20 protein-coding genes are annotated in these 26,041 nt (G+C 53.0%); 19 read left to right on the top strand and 1 reads right to left on the bottom strand.

All coding sequences use genetic code 11. The features are described 5' to 3' along the window. Positions 1 to 80: 80 nt before the first annotated feature. Entirely contained in the window at positions 81 to 401 is a 321-nt protein-coding gene (locus NFS35_RS11325; RefSeq protein ID WP_251207233.1) for a helix-turn-helix domain-containing protein, read from the bottom strand. Between the two features lie 251 nt (positions 402 to 652). Here NFS35_RS11325 and NFS35_RS11320 point away from each other — a divergent pair, with 251 nt between their 5' ends. From NFS35_RS11320 to ruvB, 19 genes are all read left to right on the top strand, one after another. Continuing rightward, positions 653 to 1,168, top strand: a complete 516-nt coding sequence (locus NFS35_RS11320; RefSeq protein WP_251207232.1) for a DedA family protein — start codon at positions 653 to 655, stop codon at positions 1,166 to 1,168. A 13-nt stretch (positions 1,169 to 1,181) separates the two neighbouring features. Beyond that, positions 1,182 to 2,399, top strand: a complete 1,218-nt coding sequence (locus NFS35_RS11315) for a glycosyltransferase (RefSeq protein ID WP_251207231.1) — start codon at positions 1,182 to 1,184, stop codon at positions 2,397 to 2,399. 108 nt (positions 2,400 to 2,507) lie between these two features. Next, positions 2,508 to 3,218 carry a response regulator transcription factor gene (locus tag NFS35_RS11310; protein WP_251207230.1) on the top strand — a complete coding sequence of 237 codons (711 nt, stop codon included), beginning with the start codon at positions 2,508 to 2,510 and terminating at the stop codon, positions 3,216 to 3,218. A 58-nt stretch (positions 3,219 to 3,276) separates the two neighbouring features. Then, on the top strand, positions 3,277 to 5,889 hold the full coding sequence (locus NFS35_RS11305) for a sensor histidine kinase (RefSeq protein ID WP_251207229.1): 2,613 nt from the start codon (positions 3,277 to 3,279) through the stop codon (positions 5,887 to 5,889). A gap of 202 nt (positions 5,890 to 6,091) precedes the next feature. After that, positions 6,092 to 7,885, top strand: a complete 1,794-nt coding sequence (locus NFS35_RS11300) for an L-fucose isomerase (protein WP_251207228.1) — start codon at positions 6,092 to 6,094, stop codon at positions 7,883 to 7,885. Positions 7,886 to 8,173: 288 nt separating this feature from the next. Then, positions 8,174 to 8,533 carry a response regulator gene (locus tag NFS35_RS11295; protein ID WP_251207227.1) on the top strand — a complete coding sequence of 120 codons (360 nt, stop codon included), beginning with the start codon at positions 8,174 to 8,176 and terminating at the stop codon, positions 8,531 to 8,533. Further along, a complete protein-coding gene (locus tag NFS35_RS11290; RefSeq protein WP_251207226.1) occupies positions 8,533 to 11,091 on the top strand; it encodes a response regulator in 2,559 nt (852 codons plus the stop codon). The genes NFS35_RS11295 and NFS35_RS11290 overlap by 1 nt, the downstream gene beginning before the upstream one ends. Before the next feature lie 14 nt (positions 11,092 to 11,105). Then, positions 11,106 to 13,790 carry a DegV family protein gene (locus NFS35_RS11285; protein ID WP_251207225.1) on the top strand — a complete coding sequence of 895 codons (2,685 nt, stop codon included), beginning with the start codon at positions 11,106 to 11,108 and terminating at the stop codon, positions 13,788 to 13,790. Positions 13,791 to 13,953: 163 nt separating this feature from the next. After that, the gene (locus NFS35_RS11280; protein ID WP_275564679.1) at positions 13,954 to 14,829 is read left to right on the top strand and encodes an ROK family protein; all 876 of its coding nucleotides are present in this window, start codon (positions 13,954 to 13,956) and stop codon (positions 14,827 to 14,829) included. A 120-nt stretch (positions 14,830 to 14,949) separates the two neighbouring features. After that, the gene (locus NFS35_RS11275) at positions 14,950 to 15,903 is read left to right on the top strand and encodes a type I phosphomannose isomerase catalytic subunit (protein WP_251207224.1); all 954 of its coding nucleotides are present in this window, start codon (positions 14,950 to 14,952) and stop codon (positions 15,901 to 15,903) included. 235 nt (positions 15,904 to 16,138) lie between these two features. After that, positions 16,139 to 17,407, top strand: a complete 1,269-nt coding sequence (leuC, locus tag NFS35_RS11270) for a 3-isopropylmalate dehydratase large subunit (protein ID WP_251207223.1) — start codon at positions 16,139 to 16,141, stop codon at positions 17,405 to 17,407. A gap of 134 nt (positions 17,408 to 17,541) precedes the next feature. Beyond that, positions 17,542 to 18,027, top strand: coding sequence for a 3-isopropylmalate dehydratase small subunit (leuD, locus tag NFS35_RS11265; protein WP_251207285.1), 486 nt, complete (start codon positions 17,542 to 17,544; stop codon positions 18,025 to 18,027). Between the two features lie 144 nt (positions 18,028 to 18,171). Further along, positions 18,172 to 19,512: an MATE family efflux transporter gene (locus NFS35_RS11260; protein WP_251207284.1), complete on the top strand. Its 1,341-nt coding sequence runs from the start codon at positions 18,172 to 18,174 to the stop codon at positions 19,510 to 19,512. 102 nt (positions 19,513 to 19,614) lie between these two features. After that, on the top strand, positions 19,615 to 20,220 hold the full coding sequence (gene ruvA, locus NFS35_RS11255; RefSeq protein ID WP_251207222.1) for a Holliday junction branch migration protein RuvA: 606 nt from the start codon (positions 19,615 to 19,617) through the stop codon (positions 20,218 to 20,220). A 432-nt stretch (positions 20,221 to 20,652) separates the two neighbouring features. Next, positions 20,653 to 21,369 (top strand): VanR-ABDEGLN family response regulator transcription factor, encoded by a 717-nt coding sequence (vanR, locus tag NFS35_RS11250; protein ID WP_251207283.1) that lies wholly within the window; start codon positions 20,653 to 20,655, stop codon positions 21,367 to 21,369. Further along, positions 21,359 to 22,471, top strand: a complete 1,113-nt coding sequence (locus tag NFS35_RS11245) for a sensor histidine kinase (RefSeq protein WP_251207221.1) — start codon at positions 21,359 to 21,361, stop codon at positions 22,469 to 22,471. The genes vanR and NFS35_RS11245 overlap by 11 nt, the downstream gene beginning before the upstream one ends. Before the next feature lie 135 nt (positions 22,472 to 22,606). Next, positions 22,607 to 23,524, top strand: a complete 918-nt coding sequence (locus tag NFS35_RS11240) for an ATP-binding cassette domain-containing protein (RefSeq protein ID WP_251207220.1) — start codon at positions 22,607 to 22,609, stop codon at positions 23,522 to 23,524. Beyond that, entirely contained in the window at positions 23,521 to 24,768 is a 1,248-nt protein-coding gene (locus tag NFS35_RS11235) for an ABC transporter permease subunit (RefSeq protein WP_251207219.1), read from the top strand. Before NFS35_RS11240 ends, NFS35_RS11235 begins: the two co-directional genes overlap by 4 nt. 193 nt (positions 24,769 to 24,961) lie before the next feature. Beyond that, a complete protein-coding gene (gene ruvB / locus NFS35_RS11230) occupies positions 24,962 to 25,960 on the top strand; it encodes a Holliday junction branch migration DNA helicase RuvB (RefSeq protein ID WP_251207218.1) in 999 nt (332 codons plus the stop codon). Positions 25,961 to 26,041 lie beyond the last annotated feature (81 nt).

Below are 26,041 nucleotides of genomic sequence, written 5' to 3'. Positions count from 1 at the left end.
TCAAAAATACAGTTGTGCATTAAAGAAACCCTCCGAGAATTTCAGGAGGGTTTCTTTAATGCAGAGAAAACAAATATCATTCAAGATTTTGCAATATATCTGCGCCGCCATGGGCGGGCGTCACCCCATGTGCTGGCAATGATAGAGATGGAATCATCTGTGTACTCCAGATATTTTTTTGCGGTCTCAATCCGAAGCGAACGGAGATACTGAGGGAAAGAACTCTTACAGTATTTTGCGAAAACATGGCTGACATAGGAGTAGTTAAGATTCATTCTGTCGGCCGGTATTCTCAGAGAAAAGACAGGATTCCGATACGCATAGTTGATTTCTGAGAGCATATTCAGATAAAGGGCCTCCTGAGAGTTTACGGCATTTGTGTCAATCTGCTTCGGCCACATAATCCGCATACGCCTTGTGTTTGACAGTGACCTGAACAGGAGCACACTGCCTTATCCCGAGAATAAAATGAGGACGGGAATCCGGGAGAGGGAGATTGAACTGTTTTTTATTTCCTTAAAATATCTTTAGGAATTCTTGAGAAAACTCTGCGCCTGCAATTTATTTTTCCTCCATATACTATTCTTAACAAAAGCGGAGCCTGCTCCCCTGAAGGAACCGGCGGCTGAGGAGAGAAACGGGAGGGAAAACTATGGATTTATCGTCAATTACTTTTTACTTTACCAAATACGGGGCAATCGCCATATTCGTAATCGTATTTCTGGAATATCTGAATCTTCCGGGCTTTCCTGCCGGGATTATCATGCCGCTCTCGGGCATCATGGCATCCAGAGGGAACATTAATTTTTTCTGGGTGATGGTGATAACGGTGGCGGCAGGTCTTGCGGGAAGCCTGGCTCTGTATGTGCTGGGGCGTAAGGGCGGCGAGCTGTTCCTGAACGCCTACACTAGAAAATTTCCCAAACAGAAAGAGGCTCTGGAGAAAAACCTGGAATGGATCAGGAGAAAGGGATGCGTCGGTGTGTTCCTGGGGAAGCTGATTCCCATGATCCGCACCATCGTGTCCATTCCGGCAGGCATCATTAAAATGAATCTGACCAAATACATCGTCAGCTCCGCCTGCGGGATCCTGATATGGAATTTCGTGTTCGTAGGGGCAGGGTATGTGATGGGTGAAAAAATCTTTCAGATTTTCGGGATAGCTTGAGAGGAGGCGCACAATGAGAATCGCATTGATGACGAACAATTATAAACCAGTCATGGGCGGCGTGCCCATCTCCATAGAACGGCTGGCCAGAGGGCTTAAGGAGCTGGGGCATGAGGTGACGATTTTCGCGCCTACCTATAAAGAACAGCAGGAGATGGAAAAGGATCCTGCCGAGGAGAATGTGTTCCGCTATGCCACCTGTATGAAGCGTTTCATCGGAGGAATCGTGCTCCCCAACCCTTTCGACGCAAGGATAGAGCAGGAATTCCGCAAAAATGATTATGACATCATTCATGTGCACCATCCCATGCTCATTGGCAGAACGGCGGTGCGCCTGTCCCGGAAATTCCATATCCCGCTGGTGTTCACCTACCATACCAGATATGAACAGTACGCCCGCTGCTATACAAAGGGAATCTGCAGGCTGGAGAAAGTCATGCCATTGTACCTGCACACCTTTTTGAAGCATTGCAATTTCGTGTTCGCGCCCACCGCAGGCATGCAGCAGTACCTTACGGATACCTGCCATGTGCCTCAGGATAGAATCGGAGTCCTGCCCACAGGTATTGAGCAGGAGAATTTTCAGGTAAGCGATGAGCGGGCGGCGCGGATACGTATACAGTACGGCGCAGTGGAAATGCCGCTTTTACTGACAGTATCCAGAATGGCCAATGAGAAGAATGTGGCATTTCTGCTGGAGAGCCTGGCCCGGATGAAGAGCCTTTACGGAAAGCCGTTCCGGATGCTGCTGGTGGGAGACGGGCCGGACAGGGAGGCCCTGGAGAAGCGAAGCTTACAGCTGGGACTCGGGGATGATGTGGTCTTTACGGGAACCATACCGAATGAACGGATTTCCGCCTATTTTAAGGCGGCGGACGCATTCCTGTTCGCCTCCAGGACAGAGACCCAGGGTATCGTAGTGCTGGAAGCCTTTGCAGGAGCCACGCCCGTGATTGCCGTGAGGGCATCCGGCGTGGAGGACCTGGTAGACGATGGGATAAACGGCATCCTGACTGGGGAGGATACCGGGGAGTATGCCGCCAGAGTGACAAAGTTCCTGAACGGAGCCTGTACATATGATGCAGAGGAGATGTCAAGGAACGCGTATCAAAAAGGTACCCTCTACCGCGAAGAAGCTGTTGCTTTAAAAGCGGTTCATTATTATAATAGTGTTATTGCGGAAGACGCAATACAGAAAAAGCGGAATATCCGGCTGCTGCCGGAGGGCTAGGCCACAGCTTGGGCAGCACGCCGGACTGCTACAGGGCCGGCAGCTTCCGGTACTGATGTCACAGACCGCAGCCAGGGAAGTCCGCAATGAAAACCGGAGGGACATCGAATGGAACAAAAGTATCACGTCTTAGTGGTAGAGGACGACAAGGAGATTCGGGAGGGCATCGAAATTTATCTGCGGAACCAGGGATATGAGGTATATCAGGCCGCCAATGGCGCGGAGGGCCTTGCGGTGGCGGAGCGGGAGGAGGTACATCTGGCAATCGTGGATATCATGATGCCTGTGATGGACGGAGTCACCATGCTGATGAAGCTGCGGTCCAAAGAGTATGAATTCCCCGTCATCATGCTGTCGGCCAAGTCGGAAGAGGTGGATAAAATCATGGGGCTGAATATGGGGGCGGACGACTATGTGACGAAGCCTTTCACCCCGCTGGAGCTCCTGGCGCGGGTCAATTCCCATCTGCGCAGATATTCCAAATATCTGTCTGCCTTAAAAGAAGACGGAAACAAAGACCATGTTTACACCATCGGCGGCCTGGAACTCAATGAGGATACTGTGGAAGTGAGCGTGGACGGTGAGCCGGTGAAGCTGACTCCTATGGAATTCAAGATTGTGCAGCTTTTGATCAAGAACCCGGGGAGGGTCTTCTCGGCGGACGAGATTTATGAGCGCATCTGGAACGAAAAGGCAGTGAACACGGACACAATCATGGTCCATGTGCGGAACATACGGGAGAAAATCGAGATTGACCCGAAGAATCCCAAATATCTGAAAGTAGTGTGGGGCGTAGGCTATAAGATTGACAGGCAGTAGAGAAGAGACGTACCGCTGATGAAGCGGGCAGTGGAATCAGGGATAGCAGGAGGATGGTATGGGGCTTTTTAAAGGGAAGGAAAGGATTCCGAAAAGGCAGGGTGAACAGGGGCGGATTGATTCTGCCGCTTCCGAGAACAATGCCAGGAAGCGGAGGGGGCCGGGCAGATTGCGGCATGAGAAGCCCTGGATCTACAGGGGCGCTCTCATCAGCCTTGCATTTGCCGCGGTGTTCAGCAGTTTCTATGGAATCTTCCGCTCCAGGGCGGAGAAATATGAAGAAACTCCCATAGAGACTGCGGACAATATCGCCTGGCTGTATCAGAACTGTTATCTGCTGTACCACGATCTGCGCAATGCACAGAGCGAAAAGGAGCTTGACTACAGGGACATCTATCTGGAGACAGGGGAGGGGCACCAGTGGATACTGGATGCGGAGCGGAGGCGGACTTACAACAATCTGATGAGCCTGGTGACGGAAATCAGCATGGCGCAACAGGTTATCTCAGAGGAAGAACTGATAGAAATGTCCCTGAATGAGGCCGCTGCCTATGGGCTGTTGAAAGAGGAGCAGATAGCGTCCTATGTGGAACAGGGTCTGCTGGACGAAGAAGTGCTGAAAGAGTTTCAGGACAGCGGGGAGTCCTATGATCTGAGCCAAAATGACAGCTACAACCTGGAAAATGATTTGGAAAAACTGGAGGCGTACTTTGGCATGCTGGAGGAGAACTTCCCAGATCTGAACAGCTGCTATGGCTATATCATCGAAGACCATGCCACAGGGAAATATGTCACCAACATGTCCGTGGAGGACCGGAACAGAAGCGCCGGCTCCCTGTATTTCCGCCTGAGCTTTCAATTTGATGATGCCGGGAATGTGACCATCGGAGATGATTTGTGCGGCAAGGACGTGAACCAGATCAGGAAGCTGGCAAATGAAGCAGCCAGGATGAATTCCGTCCAGATCCAGATGGGGTTGGCTATGAATACCTTCAGCAAATACGGGAGAGTGAAAACACCCGCGGGCTGTACCGTGACTTACACCATCTCTTCAGAAGAGTGGAGCACCAGACAGGAAAAATCCCAGGGGATGTATGTGGGGAGAATGATTTCAAGCTACGCTGGCGACACAGGGGTCCTGTACTATGATGCGGCGGGGTATCATGACTTTTTCGCCAGTTCCTATTATGACTCCGGCCTGACGGGGATTGTGCTGCTGTGCATGCTTGGCCTGGCGCTGCTGGGACTTCTTTTCCCTATGCCGAAAAGTCACAGGCCATGGATGGACGAAAGAATCTGCACGGCATCATTGGAGTTCCTTGTGTGTTTCGGCACCGGCCTGATGGGTGTTACCTCGCTGGTCCTGAATATGATTGCCTATGTGGCCAGCGGCAGGGCAGGGGGGGCGTTTTCGGATTATCTGAGAATCAATTCAGGCAGCGGGAGGGCGTTGGCCATGATGGTCAACATGGCGGTGCTTGCTGTCTTCGCTTTCTGCTGCTGGTATGTGGGCGTCTGCGCCAGGGCGCTGCCGGAGCTGGGGCTAGGGAGGTACATCAGAGAGCGGAGCCTGATATACCGTATCTTCCCTTTCATAAAAGGAAAGGCGGTGGGCGCTTATGACGCTATGGCACATATGGATTTGACCAGGAATGCGAACAAGACGATTATAAAGATATTGATTGTGAACGCGGTCATTTTGGCTTTGATAAGCTTCTTCTGGGTGGGAGGCGTGGCGATTATCATAGTCTACTCCATCGTGCTTTATTTCATCCTGCGGAAATATGTCAGTGAGCTTCAGAAACGTTACAGAATTCTGCTGAAAGCGGTGGATGAGATTGCCGCGGGGAATCTGAACGTATCCATTCCGGAGGACTTGGGAATCTTCGAGCCTTTCAGGGAACAGGTCTTTAAAATCCAGGATGGCCTGCAGAAAGCCGTGGAGACAGAGGTGAAGAGCCAGCGGATGAAAGTGGAGCTGGTGACGAACATGTCCCATGATTTGAAGACACCGCTGACCGCAATCATCACATATATCAATCTTCTGAAGGAAAACGGCACCACCGAGGAGCAGCGGAAAGAATATCTGGACACGCTGGAGCGAAAGTCTCTGCGGCTGAAGAGTCTGATTGACGATTTGTTTGAATTCAGCAAGGCAAGCTCCCAGAACATCACGCTGAACATCATGGACCTGGACATCATGAACCTTGTGAAGCAGGTGGCCTTTGAGATGTCGGACAAAATCGGGGCGGCCGGGCTGGATGTGCGCATGAATCTGTCGGAAGAGAAAGTGATTCTGCCTCTGGACAGCCAGAAGACCTACCGCATCTATGAGAATCTGTTCGGCAATATCGCGAAATACGCCCTGCCGGGCACCAGAGTCTATGTGAACGGATTCCGGATAGGGGATACGGTCATCATAACTCTGAAGAATATTTCTGCCCGGGAGATAACGGTTGACTCTTCAGAGCTGACAGAGCGGTTCGTGAGAGGAGACGCCTCCCGCAATACCGAGGGAAGCGGACTGGGGCTGGCCATCGCAAAAAGTTTTATGGAACTGCAGGGAGGGGAACTGGATCTGGAGGTGGACGGGGATTTGTTCAAGGTCACCACTACATGGCATGTGACGGAGCAGGAAAGCTATCCCGAGGCACGCCCGAATAGTCTGTGAGGGTGTCCGTGGATGGGAAAGAAAGCAGGAGTCCCGGAAGGAAAACAGGCGGACGGGGGAAGTAAGGGCGCATAAAAAGACCTCGAAGAAATTTGGATAAAAGCCTGCCATAAAATTGTCCGTAAAACACTTGAAAAAAACTGCCAGTATATTATAATAAAACTGCTTGATTTTTTAATCAAATTTCAGAGGAGGATATAAAATGGCAGAAAACAGGCTGATTGGCGATTACCCGGTAATTGGCATACGTCCTACCATCGATGGCAGGAGAGGCTATCTGAAAGTGCGTGAATCCCTGGAGGAACAGACCATGAACATGGCGAAAGCCGCGGCGGCGCTGTTTGCGGAGAATCTGCGCTACAGCAATGGGGAGCCGGTGAAGGTGGTGATTGCGGACACCACAATCGGGCGTGTAGGGGAGACCGCCGCCTGTGCGGACAAGTTCCGCAAGGCAGGAGTGGACATCACCCTGACAGTGACGCCATGCTGGTGCTATGGGGCGGAGACCATGGACATGGATCCGAATACCATCAAGGGCGTCTGGGGATTCAACGGCACGGAGCGTCCCGGTGCGGTGTATCTGGCATCGGTGCTGGCCACGCACGCCCAGAAAGGCTTGCCTGCTTTTGGGATTTATGGCCATGATGTACAGGAGGCGGATGACGTTTCCATCCCTGAGGACGTGAAGGAGAAGCTTCTGCGCTTCGGGCGTGCCGCGGTGGCGGTGGCTACCATGCGCGGGAAATCCTATCTGCAGATTGGCTCTATCTGCATGGGCATCGGCGGTTCCATCATCGATTCTGCGTTCATAGAGGAGTATCTTGGCATGCGTGTGGAGTCTGTGGACGAGGTGGAGATTATCCGCCGCATGACAGAGGGCATCTATGACCAGAAAGAATATGAGAGAGCTCTTTCCTGGGTAAAGGCCAGCTGCAGGGAAGGCTTCGACAAGAATCCGGAGGCAGTCCGGAAGACCCGGGAAGAGAAAGATAAGGACTGGGAGTTCGTAGTCAAGATGATGTGCATCATCAAGGACTTGATGAACGGCAACAAAAACCTGCCGGAGGGCCGGGAAGAGGAGATGGTCGGCCACAATGCCATCGCAGCTGGTTTCCAGGGGCAGAGGCAGTGGACGGACTTCTATCCCAACTGTGACTTCCCCGAGGCCATGCTGAACACCTCTTTCGACTGGAACGGCGCCAGGGAGCCTTACATATTGGCTACGGAGAACGATACCCTGAACGGACTGGGGATGTTGTTCATGAAGCTGCTGACCAATCGCGCCCAGATTTTTGCGGACGTGCGCACCTACTGGAGCCCTGAGGCGGTGATGAAAGCCACAGGCTATGAACTGGAGGGTGTTGCTAAGGAGTCAGGTGGGTTCATCCATCTGATCAACTCCGGCGCTGCCTGCCTGGATGCCAACGGCCAGGCGAAAGATGCGGAGGGCAACGGCGTCATGAAGCCCTGGTATGAGGTCACTGAGGCGGACCAGAAAGCTATCATGGAAGCCACTACGTGGAACGCGGCAGATTTCGGCTATTTCCGCGGCGGTGGATATTCTTCCCGTTTTCTGACGGAAGCCCAGATGCCCGCTACGATGATTCGTCTGAACCTGGTAAAGGGCCTGGGGCCTGTGATGCAGATAGCGGAAGGCTGGACGATTCATCTGCCGGATGAAGTGTCGGATAAACTGTGGAAGCGCACCGACTATACATGGCCTTGTACCTGGTTCGCACCCAGGACTACCGGGGAGGGCGCGTTCAGGACGGCTTACGATGTGATGAACAACTGGGGGGCCAACCACGGCGCCATCAGCTACGGCCATATCGGCGCGGATCTGATTACCATGTGCTCCATGCTGCGTATCCCCATCTGCATGCACAACGTGAACGAGGACAAGATTTTCCGGCCGGCGGCCTGGAACGCTTTCGGCATGGACAAGGAGGGACAGGACTACCGCGCGTGCGCGGCTTACGGGCCTCTGTATAAGTAAGACAAGGCTGTATAGTCCGGAGAATGAGAATCAGGCGTCTGCTGCATAGGGAACATGCGGCGGGGCGCCTGTTTTTTGCCGGGATTTTTTCCGGTACAGACCCGGCAAATTAATAAAAATTTAATGATTGGCCGTAAAAGATGAATTGCGTAGGCCTACAGGGATATGCTATACTAACTATGAATCAGGATTTATAGAGGGGACAGGATAATCGGGATACCGAATTAGAAAAGACGATAAGATGATTCCTGGAATTCTTACGAAATAAGCAAGGAGGCAGCAGGCGATATGCAGAAAACGATTTTGGTAGTGGATGATGACAAGATGAATTTAAGGAGGACAAGGCTGATTCTGGAGAAGAATTATGACATACTGACCACGGAATCAGGCCAGGAGGCGCTGGACATTCTGAAGAACGAGAAAGTTGACCTGATTCTTCTGGACATCGAGATGCCCGGCATGAGCGGCATCGAAACATTTGAGCGCATGAAAGAAAGGAATATAGAGGTTCCGGTGATTTTCCTGACGGCGTCAGGATATGAGGACGACGTGATGAATGCAATCCGGCTGGGGGCGGTCAATTATCTGAAGAAACCGTTCCTGCCCCAGGATCTGCAGGAACGGCTTGCAAAGGAGTTTGAGAAGTAATGAGGACGGAAGCGCAGACAAGTATGCATCTTCTCATGGTAAGCACACTCAGCATATTGAGCGTGCTGCTGGGACTGATTACTCTGACCATGTCGTGGGAACTGTGGACGGTTCCCATGATGGTGGCGGGCTGCCTTGTGGTGTGGTGGCTCCATATCGGAAGAGTCGGCTCGGAAATGCTGTATGAGAACATCTGCACAGGGCTGCTGATGATGGAATTTTTCTTTTTCGGTGTTCATGAATCCAGTCTGTTCGACATTCCCCTGGTGGCCTGTATCGTATTGCTGCTGCTTTCTCTGCTGAACAGGAAGAGGCTGCTGTACCTGGCAGTGGCCCTGTATGTGTTCCAGATGCTGTACCATTTACTGCTTCTGGGCACCATCGGCCCCGGCATGCGGAACGGGGACGTGCTGCGTATGGCGATGGGCGCGTCGGCAGTGATGGGGTCGCTGGTGGTGGCGCGGTACCGAATCAACAGGAGGCGGCGGGAGAGGGCCAGATACGATACCATGCAGGAGCAGCTGGCCACGGCAGTGCGGCAGAACGCCGATTTCCTGTCCAATGTGTCCCACGAGCTTCGCACCCCCGTCAATATGGTCATCGGCATCAGCGAAGTGGCTCTGGGCAAGGACATCTCCCCCGAGATCCGGGAGGATATCAGATCTATAAAGCTGGCCGGCAAGCGGCTGTCCGGTCAGATTAACAATATCCTGGACTACACCGAGATAGTAGAGGGCACTTTGGCGGCAGCCAAGGAGCCTTATAGGATTACTTCAGTGCTGAACGATGTGATTACCATGACTGCTCTGCAGAACGGCAGCGACAAGCTGGAAATGGTGTTCGACATCGATCCGAAGCTGCCGTCTTTGCTGCGGGGAGATGCGGATAAGATTACACATATCCTGCGGATTTTGCTGGAAAACTCCCTGAAGTTCACGGAGGAGGGCGGTATCAATCTCTGGATTGGATTCCGGCGGGAGACTTATGGCATCAATCTGGTGATTGATATTTATGACACCGGCATTGGCATGACCTCCGGCCAGCTGGAGCAGATTGTGGACGATTTCTATCAGGCAGATTCCGGAAGCCGGCGGTATGTTGGCGGTCTGGGGCTGGGGATTCCCATCGCGAGGGGACTGCTCCGCTCCATGGGCGGCTTCGTGCATTTCGAGAGTGCGGAGCAGCAAGGGCTGCAGGTACATATCGCCATACCTCAGGAAGTGGAGGACGAGACTCCCTGTATCCAAGTTCCGGAGGCTTCGCAGCTGTGCATCGCCTGCTTCTTCAAGCCGGAGCGGTACAGCAGGGACGAGGTGCGAAGGTATTACGACAGGATGATACTCCATCTGGTAGAGGGGCTTGGCATCGAAGGGTATCAGGCCCATAACTTTGAGGGATTGCTGAAGCTGCAGCGGGATCACAAGCTGACCCATGTGTTCATCGCCCAGCGGGAATATATGGCCAATCCTCCTTATTATGAGGAGCTGGCGGAGACGATTCCCGTGGCGGTGATTGCGGAGAGGGATTTTGTCCTTGACGAGGGAAGCAGGCTGCTGGTGCTGCGCAAGCCTTTCTTTGCGTTGTCCATCGTGAACCTGATCAGCGGCGGAGGGCCGGGCAACGGCTTCGAGGAGGCCCAGGCCGCAGGCCGCAGGCCCTTTACCTGCAAGGGCGTCAGAGTACTGGCCGTGGACGATGAGGAGATGAACCTCATGGTGGCCAAGGGCGTCCTGGGCAGCTACGGCATACAGGTGGACACCTGTCTGAGCGGGAAAGAGGCGGTGGATAAATGTGCGGGCGCCGCTTACGACGTGATTTTCCTGGATCATATGATGCCTGGGTTTGACGGTGTGGAGACCTTGCGGCGTATTCGTGAGATTAATAACGGAGCCTACCAGGATCTGCCGGTGGTCGCCCTGACGGCCAATACCATCAGCGGCGCAAGGGAAATGTTCCGGAACGAGGGATTCAACGAATTCATCCCGAAGCCCATTGAGTGTTCCGTGCTGGAGCGTGTCCTGAGGCGGATTCTGCCGGAGCATTGCATGCAGTATGAGCTGCTGCCCGGGGCCCAGGAGGCATCAATGGAAATGGATACCGCCGGCGATTCCTCTGCGGATGGCAAAAAACCGGAGGCGGATTCCGTCCGGACGCCGGCCTCCCGGAAAAGCGTACAGGAAGCCGGCGCCTCGGTGCAGGAGGCACCCCCTACCTACGGTTCCCTGGTGCGGGCCGGCATCAATGTGGGCATAGGCCTGGAATATTGCGGCGAGGACGATGGGTTCTACCTGGAGATGCTGCAGATGTTCCATGACCAGAGGGCCGAGAAAGAGGCGGAGCTCAACGCCCTCTACGAAGCCGCCAACTGGACGGACTATGGAATCAAGGCTCACGCCCTGAAGAGCACTGCGCTGACCATTGGGGCGGAAGCGCTTTCCGCCAGGGCGAAAGAACTGGAGATGGCGGGCAAAAAGGCGGATGAGGCTTTCATCCGTGAGAACCATCCGGCGCTGCTGCAGATGTATGCGGATGTCTGCGACAGCATTGCCGGTTTATGATATTGGGGGTTGACATGTTAAAAAAATGGCTGGAAATCATTTTTGACCACAAAATCAGTCTGCGGGAACGGATGTTTCGGCTGGTCACAGGCATCAGTATGATTGCGCTGGTCTTTATCCTGATTCTGGGCCGGTTTACGGCGAATCTGATTATATTGCCCGCGAGCCTTATCTATATGTATATAGTGGCCAAAATCAGCATCCGGAAAGAATGCATCAATGCAGGGGCTACGGCCACGGTGGTGCTGCTGCTCACGCTGTTCCCCATGGTCTTTTTCACCGGAGGCGGAATCTACGGCGGCGTGCCGGAGTGGTTCGTGCTCTGTTTCATCTATATCAGCATTACCCTGGAGGGCAGGCGCAAGGCAGCGTTCTTCGTGCTGTGCACCATAGAGACGCTGGTGTGCTATTATATCGCTTATTTCTACCCGGAGCTGGTTCTGCCCAACACTACGGCCCAGGCCTATTTCGATTCCGCCCGCTCCGTCATTGTGGCGGGATTCCTCACAGGGGTGCTGCTCCTGTTCCAGAACCATCTCTACGAGGAGGAGAAGAAGCTCACCATACAGCAGAAAAAGGAAATCGAGGAACTGAATCAGGCGGAGAACCATTTCTTCTCCAGCATGAGCCACGAGATCCGCACGCCCATCAATACCATCATCGGACTGAACGAGATGATTCTGCGGGGGGACATTTCCGAAGATGTGGCAGAGAACGCCAGGAATATCCAGGGTGCCAGTAAGATGCTGCTGACACTGATCAACGACATACTGGATTTGTCCAAGATTAAGTCCGGGAAAATGGACATCGTGAACGTGTCCTATGAGACAGGGGAGCTTTTTTCGGAAATCGTGAACATGATTTGGATCAAGGCTAGGGAAAAAGGGCTGGAATTCAAGCTGCAGGTGGATCCCTCTATGCCCAGCATGCTCTGCGGCGATGAGGTGCGCATCAAGCAGGTATTGATTAATCTGCTGAACAACGCGGTAAAATATACCAAAGAGGGTTCCGTCACCCTGTCCGTCCGATGCGAGCGGGTAGGGCTCAACAGGGTGCGCGTCTGGTATTCCGTGGAGGACACCGGCATGGGGGTGAAGAAGGAGAACATCCCCTATATTTTCGATGCATTCCGGAGGGTGGACGAGAAGAAGAACCGCCATATCGAGGGCACCGGTCTGGGCCTGAGCATCGTGAAGCAGCTGGTGGAGCTCATGGGGGGCGAGATTAGCGTCAACAGCGTCTATATGAACGGATCCACGTTCCTTGTGACCCTGGAGCAAGACATCATGAACGAGAAAGAGCTGGGGACATTTACCTTAAGCTCCCGGGTGAAAGTTCGCGAGGGGGAGCATTACCGGCAGAGTTTTGAGGCGCCGAATGCCCATCTGCTGGTGGTGGACGACAATGAGATGAATCTGATGGTGGTGAGTAAGCTGCTGTCGGATACGAAGATTCAGATAGACACAGCCTCAAGCGGCGCGGAATGCCTGCGGCTGACCCAGTATCAGTATTACGACTGTATCCTGATGGATCATCTGATGCCGGAGATGGATGGGATTGAATGCCTCCATGCGCTGCATTCCCAGCCCGGAGGACTGTGCCGGGATGTGCCGGTAATAGCTCTGACGGCCAACGCGGGCAGCGACAACCAGCTGCTCTACCGGAAAGAGGGTTTCTCCGGCTATCTGGCCAAGCCCATCAGCGGTGCGCTGCTGGAGGCTGCCGTGCTGAGCATCCTGCCCAAGGAGCTGGTGAACCTCAGCGAGGATGCCAGCCAGTCCGAAATCGGAAAGGACATCCTGATTTTTGAACAGGCCAAGCGGATGCCTCTGCTGGTCACTACGGACAGCGTGTGCGATCTTCCGGAATCCCTGAAGAAAGAGTTCGGCATCAGTGTCTGCCCTTACTATGTGTGTACGGAGCAGGGGCGCTTCCTGGATGATTCGGAGCTGCTGGCGGATGAACTGCTGGCCCATATGGCAGAGGGGAAGAGCGGCATTTCCCAGCCTCCTTCCGTGGAGGATTATGAACGGTTTTTCGCGCGGAAGCTTACGGAAGCGCAGGATGTGATTCATATCACCATGGCGAAACATGTGAGCGAGGGATATCGGAATGCTGTGGAGGCGGCCAAGTCTTTTGAAAACGTCACGGTAATCGACTCGGGGCACCTCTCCAGCAGCATGGGCCTGTCGGTGCTGTACGCCGCCCACATGGCGGAGAACCATGCCACAAGGGACGAAATCGTGAAGACCGTGAAGAAGCTGCGTCGTTATATTTCCTCCGCTTTCATCATTGACAGCACACATATGATGTGCAAGGCGGGACAGATTCCCAGAAGGGTACAGATTATGTGCGACGCCCTATTGCTGCACCCGGTCATCGTGCTGCGCAACAGCCGCATGTCGGTGGGAAGCATGGAGATGGGAAGCTTCCACCATGTGATAAGGGGCTATATACGTAAGGTGCTGTTGAACGCCAGGAATATCGACAGGCGGATACTGTTCATCACCTATGCGGGGATGGATGAGAAGAGCCTTACATATATCCAGGAGCTTGTGCGTCAGTATTGTCCCTTTGAACGGGTCTATCTGCAGAAAGCTTCCTCCGCCATCGCCAGCAACTGCGGGCCAGGGTCTTTCGGGCTGTTGTTCATGAAGAAGAATGATGTGGCGATTTCCTATTCGGCTGCGTCCCGATAGGGGAATCTGGGAGTTCGGTATTGATGTGTACAGGCGTTTTGGGCAGTCGGGCAAGAAAAATGCTTTGGGACTATCATTTGCGCCCTGTTTGGTGTATAATATATTTAATTGCGGCGCTGTCGGAAAACGCGCCGGAACATTTTTTGTTAAGGAGGGAATGGGTATGTTGATAGGAGGAATCGAGGCAGGCGGGACAAAAATGGTGTGTGCGGTGGGAGATGAGAACGGGGTCATAAAGGACAGGGCCTCTTTCCCTACGAGGCAGCCGGAAGAGACTTTCAAGGATATGATAGCCTATTACAGGAACTGGGACATCCAGGCGCTGGGCATCGGGTGCTTCGGACCGATTGATTTGAACAAGCAGTCAGAGACCTATGGTTATATTACCAAGACGCCAAAACCGGGCTGGGGGAACTGCGACATCGTGGGGGCGTTCAAAAGGGAGCTGGGTATACCGGTGGGCTTTGACACGGATGTGAACGGCGCGGTGTTGGGCGAAGTGACCTGGGGCGCGGCCAAGGGGCTGGACAGCGCTATCTACATTACAATAGGCACAGGCGTAGGCGTGGGCGTCTATGTGAATGGCGGACTGCTGCATGGACTGGTACATCCGGAAGGCGGACATGTGCTGCTGATGAAGCATCCCAAGGATACTTATGAGGGGAAATGCCCGTTCCATGAGACCTGCGTGGAGGGAATGGCCTCCGGGCCGGCCATCGAAGCCCGCTGGGGGAAAAAAGCGATAGAGCTGGCGGACAGAGAGGAAGTCTGGGAGATGGAGGCCTATTATATCGCCCAGGCGGTCACGGATTATATCCTGTCCTATTCTCCCCAGAAGATTATTCTCTGGGGCGGCGTCATGCATCAGGAGAAGCTGTTCTGGATGGTCAGGAAAGAGGTACAGCGTCTGCTGAACGGATATGTGGCCCATGAGATGATTACGACTGACAAAATCAACGACTACATCGTTCCTCCCGCGCTGGGCGAGGATCCCGGCATCATGGGAGCCGTGAAGCTGGGGCTGGATGCGCTTGGCTAAGGGAGCTGTGCCAAAGGAAAGATATGGCGTGAGCGCGAGGAGATGGCAGACATAAAATTATGCGGGTGCGAGAGAAGCTGCGGAGGGCAGCCCGACAAATGAAAGGAGAATGTCTGTAAGATGGGAAATGAGGGAAATGGGCTCCTTTTTCTGGAGCCTGTATGTACACATAATATCTGGGGAGGAAAGAAGCTGCGGGAGGAGTTCGGCTACCCGGCAGAGGGGGACGACCTGGGGGAGTGCTGGGGCATTTCCGCACATCCGGAAGGGGACGGGATGATCCGCAATGGCAGTTTTCAGGGAAAGACGCTGTCGCAGATGTGGGCGGAGCACCCGGATTTGTTCGGAAATCTGCCCTATGACAGGTATCCGCTGCTGACGAAGATTATAGATGCCCAGGACGATTTGAGCATCCAGGTGCATCCGGACGATGCTTACGCTCTGGTTCATGAGAACGGCAGCCTGGGTAAGACGGAATGCTGGTTTATCTGTGACTGTAAGGAGGACGCGGCTCTGGTGGTAGGCCATAATGCGAAGACCGCTGAAGAATTAAAGGAAATGGTGGCAGAGGGCAGGTGGCAGGAGCTGATTCGGGAGGTCCCCATCCACAAGGGGGATTTCATCCAGATTGACCCGGGAACCGTACACGCGATCAAAGCTGACACTTTGATTCTGGAAACCCAGCAGAACAGCGCGATTACCTACAGGCTGTACGATTACGGCCGCCTCCAGAACGGAAAGCCCCGTGAGCTCCATATTGACAAGAGCCTGGATGTCATCACGGTTCCGGCGAAGTCCGCGGAGGAGAGCGTGAGGTCTCTGGCCAATCTGCAGGAAAATAAGCTGAACCAGATTTATACCTGCGAGAAATATACGGTATTCAAACTGGATGTAAACGGCAGCGCGGTATTTGAGCAGAGATTCCCGTTCCTGGCAGCGTCCGTGCTGGAGGGGCAGGGCAGCGTAAACGGCGCGGAAGTCCGCAAAGGGGATCACTTCATCATTCCGTGCGGATACGGAAACGTGGAGATGAAAGGGAATATGAGCCTTATTCTTTCCACGGTGGAGGAATAAGATAAAGCGGGGAAACCGTGAAAGAGATAATCAATGCAAAATGGGATTGGGGCAGTGACTTCTATGGGTCATTGCCCCGATTCTGTGGTTTTCTTTTTCGCTAAAATCTTCCGTAAATTATAACGGTACAGACAGTGAACAGGCTATGAAGAATCAATAACTTATATTTGCACATAATCCGCAACTGTGTTATCATCTAGGTTAGATATTTTGACGAAAGGGATGGTTTTAAAATATGGGAATGACAATGACGCAAAAGATTCTGGCCGCGGCGGCGGGGCTTGACAAGGTGGAGGCCGGACAGCTCATCGAGGCAAAGCTGGATCTGGTGCTGGGCAATGACATCACCAGCCCGGTGGCAATCAAGGAGATGGACAAGATTCAGGCAAAGGGCGTGTTCGACAAGGACAAGATTGCCCTGGTGCCGGATCACTTCGTGCCCAATAAGGACATCAAGTCCGCGGAGCACTGCAAATGTGTCCGGGAGTTTGCCCGCAGGAACGAGATTACGAACTATTTTGAAGTGGGTGAGATGGGCATCGAGCACGCGCTGCTTCCTGAGAAAGGGCTCACGGTAGCAGGGGATGTGATTATTGGAGCAGATTCCCATACCTGTACATACGGCGCGCTGGGGGCTTTTTCCACAGGCGTGGGCAGCACGGACATGGCTGCCGGAATGGCCACCGGCAAGGCATGGTTCAAGGTGCCCGCGGCCATCAAATTTACCCTGACAGGCAAGCCCGCGAAATGGGTCAGCGGCAAAGATGTGATTCTACATATCATCGGTATGATCGGCGTGGACGGAGCGCTGTATAAGTCCATGGAATTCGTGGGGGACGGCATTGCGAACCTGTCCATGGACGACAGGTTCACCATTGCCAACATGGCGATTGAGGCCGGCGGAAAGAACGGCATCTTCCCTGTGGATGAGAAAGCAGAGAACTATATAAAGGAGCATTCCGATAAAACATACACGATTTATCGTGCGGATGAGGATGCTGTCTATGATGCGGAATATACCATTGATTTGAGCGCGCTGCGCCCTACGGTGGCGTTCCCCCATCTGCCGGAGAACACCCATACCATCGACGAAATCCGTCAGATGGAAGCCATCGCCATCGACCAGGTGGTAATCGGCTCCTGCACAAACGGCCGTCTGGACGATTTGAGGACTGCGGCGGAAGTGCTGAAGGGACGCCATGTGGCAAAGGGGATGCGCTGCATCGTAATCCCGGCCACCCAGGCCATCTACATGCAGGCCATGGAAGAGGGGCTTCTGAAGACTTTTATCGAGGCGGGAGCCATTGTCAGCACGCCTACCTGTGGCCCTTGCCTGGGCGGATATATGGGAATCCTGGCTGAGGGAGAGCGGTGTGTGTCCACCACCAACCGCAATTTCGTAGGCCGTATGGGACATGTTTCGTCCGAAATTTACCTGGCAAGCCCCGCGGTGGCAGCCGAGAGCGCCGTTGCGGGCGTGATTTCCGCGCCGGATGAGAGATAGGCGCAGGTTCGCCGGCTGGTTTGGGCGAGGACTGCATGACCATGAGCATAAGAAATTATAGAAAGGAGCGTTCCCGGCAGAATGTCAGCGGATGGATTTTCCTTGAACAGGCGCTGTCCGGGGCCAATAGAGATATGAACGCAAAAGGAACAGTATTTAAATATGGAGATAATGTAGACACGGATGTCATCATTCCGGCCAGGTACCTGAACACTTCTGACCCGGCCGAGCTGGCGGTACATTGCATGGAGGACATAGACGCGGATTTCATGAAGCGGGTGAAAAAGGGCGACATCATCGTAGCCGAGAAGAACTTCGGCTGCGGATCCTCCAGAGAGCATGCGCCAATCGCCATCAAAGCAGCAGGAGTCAGCTGCGTCATTGCGGAGACTTTTGCCAGGATTTTCTACAGGAATGCCATCAATATCGGCCTTCCCATCATCGAGTGCCCCGAGGCGGCAAAGGGCATTGAGGCGGGAGACGAGGTGGAGGTGGACTTTGACTCCGGCGTGATTACGGATGTGACGAAAGGGACAAGTTTCCAGGGACAGGCTTTCCCTGAATTCATGCAGAAGATTATTGCCTCTGAGGGACTGATAAACTATATCAATAATAAATGACAGCGGCGAAAGGGAATTATAATGGAAGAAATGCATTCCACGGAAGAAGAAAATTCCAGGGAAGAAAAGAACTCCGCAGAAGAGAACTCTGCGAAAGAGAAAAGTTCCGCGAAAAAGGTATCCTCCAGGAAATATGAGATTGATATGTGCAACGGCCCGCTTCTGGGCAAAATCATGATATTCTATGTGCCGCTGATGCTGTCGGGAATCCTGCAGCTGCTCTTCAACGCGGCGGATATCGTGGTGGTGGGCCGTTTTGCCGGAAACGAAGCCCTGGCGGCGGTGGGCTCCACGGGAGCGCTGACGAATCTGCTGGTGAATATCTTCATCGGCCTGTCTGTGGGGGCGAATGTGCTGGTGGCCAGGTATTATGGGGCCAACCGTAAGAACGACTTAAGGGAGATGGTTCAGACGGCGATAGCCACGGCGCTGGGCGGAGGAATCATCCTGATTTTCCTGGGATTCTTTCTTGCTAAGCCTGCCCTCGGATGGATGGGCACGCCGGAGGATGTCATAAACCATTCCGTCCTGTATATGCGTATTTATTTTGCCGGTATGCCGTTCATGATGACCTATAATTTCGGCAGCGCCGTGCTGCGGGCCGTGGGGGATACTAAGAGGCCGCTGTATTATCTGATGGTAGCCGGTGTGGTGAATGTGGCGCTGAATCTGGTGTTCGTCATCGTGTTCCACATGGGCGTGGCCGGCGTGGCCACTGCTACAGTGGTGTCCCAGGCTATTTCCGCGGTGCTGGTGGTGAGATGTCTGATTCAGACGGACGGCGCTTACAAGCTGGTGCTGCAGGGAATCAAAATCGTGCCGGACAAGCTGCTTGGCATGATTCAGATTGGCATCCCGGCAGGTATGCAGGGGGCGCTGTTCTCCATTTCCAATGTGCTGATTCAGTCTTCGGTGAACAGTTTTGGATCCGTGGCCATGGCCGGGAATACGGCGGGCAGCAATATCGAGGGATTCGTCTACACGGCCATGAACGCGCTGTATCAGGCGGCAATCAGCTTCTGCGGCCAGAACTTTGGCGCGAAGAAGTATAAGAGGATAGGGAAAGTTCTGCTGATCTGTGAACTGCTGGTGGTGGTCGTGGGGGCGTTCATGGGCAATGTGGCCTATCTGTTGGGCGGGACGCTGTTAAAGCTGTATACGGCGGACCCGGAGGTAATTGCCTATGGAATTCTGCGTATGCGTATTATCTGTGTGCCGTATTTTCTGTGCGGCATGATGGACGTAGCTGTGGGCGCCATGAGAGGCATGGGATACGCCATCATGCCTATGCTGGTCTCACTGACAGGGGCATGTCTGTTCCGGGTGGTTTGGATTTATACGATTTTCCAGAGTTTCCGAACGCTGGAATGCCTGTATTATTCCTATCCGATCAGCTGGTTCCTGACTTTTGCGGTCCACATGGTCTGTTTCGCGATAGTGTATCGAAAGCTCTTGAAGAGAAGCGCCGCGATTGCACATATATAATCGGGAGAAGTGTTTCGTTTTCGGCCCTGCGCGGCTTCGTGCAGGGCTGTTGCAGTTAATCGCAGTGCCGGAAGCGCCGGGATACTGCAGGGAGGATGAGCCATGATAGCATATGTGAAAGGAATCATTGAGGATATTAGAGAAGACGATGTCGTGATAGACGTGGGCGGCCTGGGTTATCATGTGCGGATATCGGCGGACACGGCGGCGAGGCTGCCGGGCATTGGGGAGAAAGCGAAGCTGTACACCTACATGAATGTACGGGAGGATGCCGTACAGCTGTTCGGTTTTCTGTCCAGGAATGACCTTGAAATATTCAGGAAATGTATCACAGTCAGTGGAATCGGTCCCAAGGGGGCGCTGGCAATCCTGTCCGTGCTGGACGCGGATTCCCTGAGATATGCCATTATGTCGGGGGACGTAAAGGCCATTACGAAAGCGCCGGGAATCGGAGCAAGGACGGCGGAACGGCTGATTCTGGAACTGAAAGACAAGATTCAGATAGATGAGGGTATGATCGGCCGGGAAATCGAGGAGACCAGAGCCGCGGGCAGCGCGGACACGCCCCAGAAGAGGGAAGCAGTGGAGGCTTTGGTGTCTCTGGGCTATGGGCAGGCTGAGGCCATGAAAGCGGTGAACGCAATCGAGAGGATAGAGGAGATGGATTCCGGCGCGGTGCTGAAAGCTGCCTTAAAGAAGATGTTCTGATGGCTGCGGCTTCGGAAACGAGAATGAGCTTTACTGGTCCGGCCTGGAGGAGGATTTTTTTGATATGAGCCGCTATGCCGGGGAAGGCAGTATCGGACATATTCTGGAGCAGATTAAACTCTGGAGAGAAAAGCTGTTTGCGGCGCTTACGGTCTTGTGACCCTGGGGCTGCCGCTTTCCGTGGCAGTCTGTGCGGAAGTAAGTAAAAAATCCTTTGCCGGCGCAGTTGTCCCATACCAGTTCCCTTTTCTGGACAGAAAAAGCAATCTCATGGCTGGCGGCTGCCCATTGACAGGTACATGGCGGTATAAAACAGAAAGAAGAGAAAGGATACAGGCGGACATCAGAGCTGTAAATGGCAGGGAAAATTCAGATGGAGGGACAAATATGCATACGAAAACCATGGAAATCTCTGCAGGGGCAGGCATGAATATGAAGCAGCTGAATACGCCCTGCAATATATTAGTAGTGGACGATGAAAAAGAACTGGCCGATGTGATTGAGTTTTATCTCATGGGAGACGGCTGTACGGTTTATAAATGTTACACGGGCCAGGAGGCTCTGGAGTGTATCTCGCATACAGACCTGGACTTGGCCATTCTGGATGTGATGCTTCCGGATGCGGATGGTTTTCAAATCTGTAAAAAAATCCGGGAGAAGTCCTATTATCCCATTATAATGCTCACGGCAAAGGGAACGGATGTAGATAAGATTATGGGGCTGAGCATCGGAGCCGATGATTACATTACAAAACCTTTTAATCCGCTTGAGATGGTTGCCCGGGTAAAGACCCAGCTGCGCCGGTACCGGCTCTATAACAACTCTGCTCCGAAACAGGGCGATATGGTGCATGAGTATGATATACGGGGACTGGTAATCAACAGGGACAGCCATAAGTGTTTTCTGTTTGGAAAAGAACTGCAGCTGACTCCCATTGAGTTTGCCATTCTCTGGTATCTCTGTGAGCGGCAGGGCATCGTCGTTCCTTCCGAGGAGCTTTTTGAGGCGGTATGGGGCGAGAAGTTCCTGCAAAATAACAATACTGTCATGGCCCATATTGGGAGGCTGCGGGAAAAGATGGATGAGCCTGCCAGAAATCCCAGGTTTATTAAAACAGTATGGGGGGTTGGTTATACCATTGAAAAATAGAAAAGATTTCCGCCAGCTTCGCATAAAGATTTTCCTCCGGACAATCGGCACGCTGGCTGCTGCCGTCGCTGCCATTTATATCATATCTTCCGTTTTACTGCGCGGCCATTTTGCAGATGGGATGGTGGCGCTTTTTCAAACTGCTTTTGGAATAAAGTATGATGCCGCCCTCCAATTGTATGAGCGGATATTCCGCAGCCATATGGATGCCATGATTCTGTTTTCCATTCTGCTGATATTCGCTGTTCTGTTCAGCTTTTACCTCCGTTGGCTTACACGGTATTTTGAGGCTGTCAGTGACGGGATGGATATCCTGCTCGAGGATGCTCCCGGGGAGATTTCCCTGCCTCCGGAAATGGTCGCCATTGAGCGGAAAATGAACCTGGCAAAGCATATGATGGTTCTGCAGAAAAGTGACATGCTCATGGCTGAACAGAGGAAAAACGATTTGATTATGTACCTGGCCCACGACCTGAAAACGCCGTTGGCCTCCACAATCAGCTATCTGAATTTACTTCGAGATGAAAAACATATTTCGGAAGAACTGCGGGAGAAATACCTTGCTATCTCTCTTGCCAAGTCGGAACGGCTGGAGGATTTAATCAACGAATTTTTGGAAATTGCGAGATACAGCCTGTCCAATATTACGCTGCAATATGCTGAGATCAATCTTACCCGCCTGCTGGAGCAGCTTGTGTATGAGTTTCAGCCGATTCTGGACAGAAAGAATCTGAATTGCCGCCTTGTGGCTGCAGATGATATCCTGTTGAAATGCGATGCTGATAAGATGCAGCGGGTATTTGACAATCTTTTGCGCAATGCTGTACTTTACAGCTATCACGGAACCGAAATCACCATCGAGACCGAATGGTGCAAAGACAGCCTGGCGCTGAGATTTTCCAATCACGGAGGAACCATTCCGAAAGAACGGCTGGAGCGGATTTTTGAACAGTTTTACAGGATGGATACGGAGCGCTGCAGTGGTGGAACCGGGCTGGGGCTGGCCATTGCCAGAAAGATTGTTGCGCTCCATAAGGGGACGATCACGGCAGAAAGTGAAAATGAACTGACGGTCTTTACTGTGACGATTCCGATTTTATAGGAAAATCGTAAGAAAGTCCGTAGAAAAAGAGTTGAATACTGTGTGGACAAACAAGGAAATGGTGCTTTTGCTTTTGGTACAATAAGTGTACTAAGGCATGAGCGCTTTTGTTTTGTGCAGGAAAGGAGTTTTCACATGGAACTGCTGATTGATAAGGTTTCTAAAAAATTTAAAGACAAAAAAGCGGTTGACAACATCAGTCTGGAGCTGACGCCAGGGGTATGGGGCCTATTGGGCTCCAATGGGGCAGGCAAGACGACGCTGATGCGGATGATTGCCGGGATTATGCGGCCCACCTGCGGCCAGGTGCTGTATGACGGCGTGCCGATCCAGACGCTGGGGGAGGAGTACAGGGATGTTTTCGGTTTTTTGCCGCAGGAGTTCGGTTTTTATCCGGAATTCACGGTTAAGGATTATCTGGCTTATGTTGCCGCTCTGAAAGGATTGTCCGAGCAGGAGAGCCGACGGAGAATCCGCGAATTGCTGGAGAGAGTCTCCCTGACGGACGTCTATAACAAAAAAATCGCCAGGCTTTCCGGCGGAATGAAACGCAGGGTGGGGATTGCCCAGGCTTTGCTGAACGATCCGGAAGTATTGATTCTGGATGAACCTACCGGGGGCCTCGATCCCGGTGAGAGGGTGCGTTTCCGTAATCTGCTGTCGGAGTTTGCCCATGACCGCATTGTTTTGATTTCTACCCACATCGTTCCTGATGTGGAGTACATCGCCACCTGCCATGCAATCATCCGGGACGGAAGGCTGCTGGCCACAGGAACCACGGAGGAACTGGTCAAGCTGGTGGAGGGGAAAGTATGGAACTGTACGATTTCTTCGGGAGCTGTGCCGGAATACGAAAGCAGGCTCCAGATTGTCAGCCTGCGGAATGAAAACGATGCAAAAGTTTCCATCCGCTATCTGGCAGATTATCCCTGCAATGATATTTCGGTTCCTTCCGCTCCCCGTCTGGAGGATCTGTATTTATGGCTGTTCCCCCAGGGCGGCGGAGAGAACCGAAAAAGAACCAGTCGAAAAAAAGGAGGTATCAGTCGATGAGAATTTTATATCTGGAATTAAAACGTGTACTGAAGTCAAGGCTTACTTGGATTTTGCTGGCCCTGGCGCTTCTGCTCTCCGTCCTGTCGGCCTGGCTTCCCACCACCTACTGTTACAGTAATTACACGGACGAGGCCGGAAACGAGGTAAATCTGACCGGTCTGGCATCTATTGCCCATGAAAAGGAACGGCAGGAGGATGCTGCCGGGATTGTTACCCCAAAGCGGGTGCGGGAGGCTGTGGAGGCCTATCAGACCTGCCTTGCATCCTACGGCGTGACGGAATCCTATAATCTGCCGGAGGGCGTCTATGAGCGGGAAATCCTCCCCATGGCTCCGCTGCTCCACGGCGTAAAAGAGGCCTTTGCGGATCCGGATACCGGAATGGCCCCTGCGATTATGGAAATAGACCCGGAGCAGATCGACGATTACTATTCCGTCTGTGAGGCCCGGATTGCCTCCCTGATGAAGATGGAGCAGCCGGACATTCCTGAGGCACAGCGCAAAGCCGTAGAAATGTACCGGAACACAAAAAAGCCTTTTGAAGTTTATCCGGGCATGAATTCCACCGTCCTGGACTATCAGAATATTATGGGGTTTCTGGTGCTGTTGTTTTGTGTGGTCATTGCCGCGCCGGTATTCTCTGCGGATTATCAGTCCGGCGCAGACGATATCCTGCGGTGTACCCGATATGGCAGGGCCTCGCTTGGCATTGCAAAGCTGTCTGCCGCTCTTTTCATCAGCGGAGCGGCATTTGTAATCTGTGCTGCCGTGCACATTTTGACGGCAGACAGTCTGTTCGGATGGGAATGTACCCGTACATCTGTTCAGATGATGTACTCTATTGTGACTCTGGCAGACATGAACATAGGAGGCCTCCAATTCCTTTTTGCTGCCGCAGGCCTGCTTTCCGTTCTGGCTTCCGTGTGCTTTACGCTGTTTCTTTCCGCCAGATGCAAAACCACTGTGTCATCCCTGGCATCATCGCTGGTATTTTGTATCGCACCGGTCGTCATCTCTATGACGGTGCCTGGTGCATTGGGCACATGGCTTTGCAGTATCCTGCCCGCCAGCGGAACGAGCATTCAGGCAAGTGTCCTCTATGCAATGACAGATTTCCGGTTTTTGAATCTGGCCGGGCTGTCAGTCTGGACGCCGTATGCCATGATTGGAGCCTGTATGATTGAGATTCCACTGTTTGCATTCCTGGCTGTCCGCTCTTATTGCAGGCATGCACTGAATTAAATATCCTGCCAGTCTCATTTGGCGTTCAGAAAGCGATTGTAGTGAAAAAGGCATTTGGTATGCATTCCAGATGCCTTTTTCGATTATGGGAAAAGTGCTTGCATAAGAAGCCGAAAGAAGCTAAAATAGATATGCCTGCAAACACATTGAAAGGAAAATCTTCATGCCGGCAAGGATGTGAAGAGCAGATAGTATGCCCAAGAGAATGATTGAGACGAACATAACAGAAGAGGATATAGAGATAGAGGGTTCCCTGCGCCCCAAGAAACTGGATGACTATATCGGTCAATCCAAGGTGAAGGAAAGTCTGAAGATTTATATCGAAGCCGCGAAACAACGGGGGGACGCTCTTGACCATGTGCTGTTTTACGGGCCTCCCGGCCTGGGGAAAACGACGCTGGCCGGCATCATCGCGAATGAGATGGGAGTCCATCTGAAAGTGACCAGCGGACCTGCTATTGAGAAGCCCGGGGAGATGGCGGCAATCCTGAACAATCTGGAGGAAGGGGATCTGCTCTTCGTGGACGAGATACACCGCCTGAACCGTCAGGTGGAGGAGGTGCTCTATCCTGCCATGGAGGACTACTGCATCGACATCATGATCGGAAAGGGTTCCACGGCGCGCTCCGTGCGCCTGGATCTGCCGAAGTTCACTCTGGTGGGGGCCACCACCAGGGCAGGGCTTCTGACGGCACCGCTGCGGGACCGCTTCGGGATGATTCATCATCTGGAGTTTTATACCGAGGAAGAACTGCAGATTATCATTCTGCACTCTGCCAGGATACTGGCGGTGGAGATTGAGCCGGAGGGAGCGCTGGAGATGGCCCGCAGAAGCCGGGGGACGCCGCGGCTTGCCAACCGCATCTTGAAACGAGTGCGGGATTTCGCCCAGGTGAAGTATGACGGAGTCATCACGGAGGAAGTGGCCCGGGCGGCGCTGGACTTGATGGATGTAGACAAGCTGGGGCTGGACCATATCGACAGGAACCTCCTGCAGACCATGATAGAGAAGTTCGACGGCGGACCTGTGGGACTGGATACCCTTGCGGCCGCTATCGGTGAGGACGCAGGGACTATTGAGGATGTCTATGAGCCGTATCTGATCAAGAACGGATTTCTGAACCGCACGCCAAAGGGCAGGGTGGCCACAGAGTTAGCGTATCGGCATCTGGACTGCGGTGTCTATAAATAGAGCGGATATCATTATGGTAATTTAGAGAGACGAAATAGCTTGCGGGTATCCCCGCGCGGTGGGAAGCCTGGGCGTAATGCT

It is taken from the genome of Acetatifactor aquisgranensis (genome assembly GCF_943193215.1).
Lineage (GTDB): Bacteria > Bacillota > Clostridia > Lachnospirales > Lachnospiraceae > Acetatifactor > Acetatifactor aquisgranensis.
The sequence above is the reverse complement of the archived record's forward strand: the minus strand, read 5'-3'. Positions and strand labels throughout refer to the sequence as shown.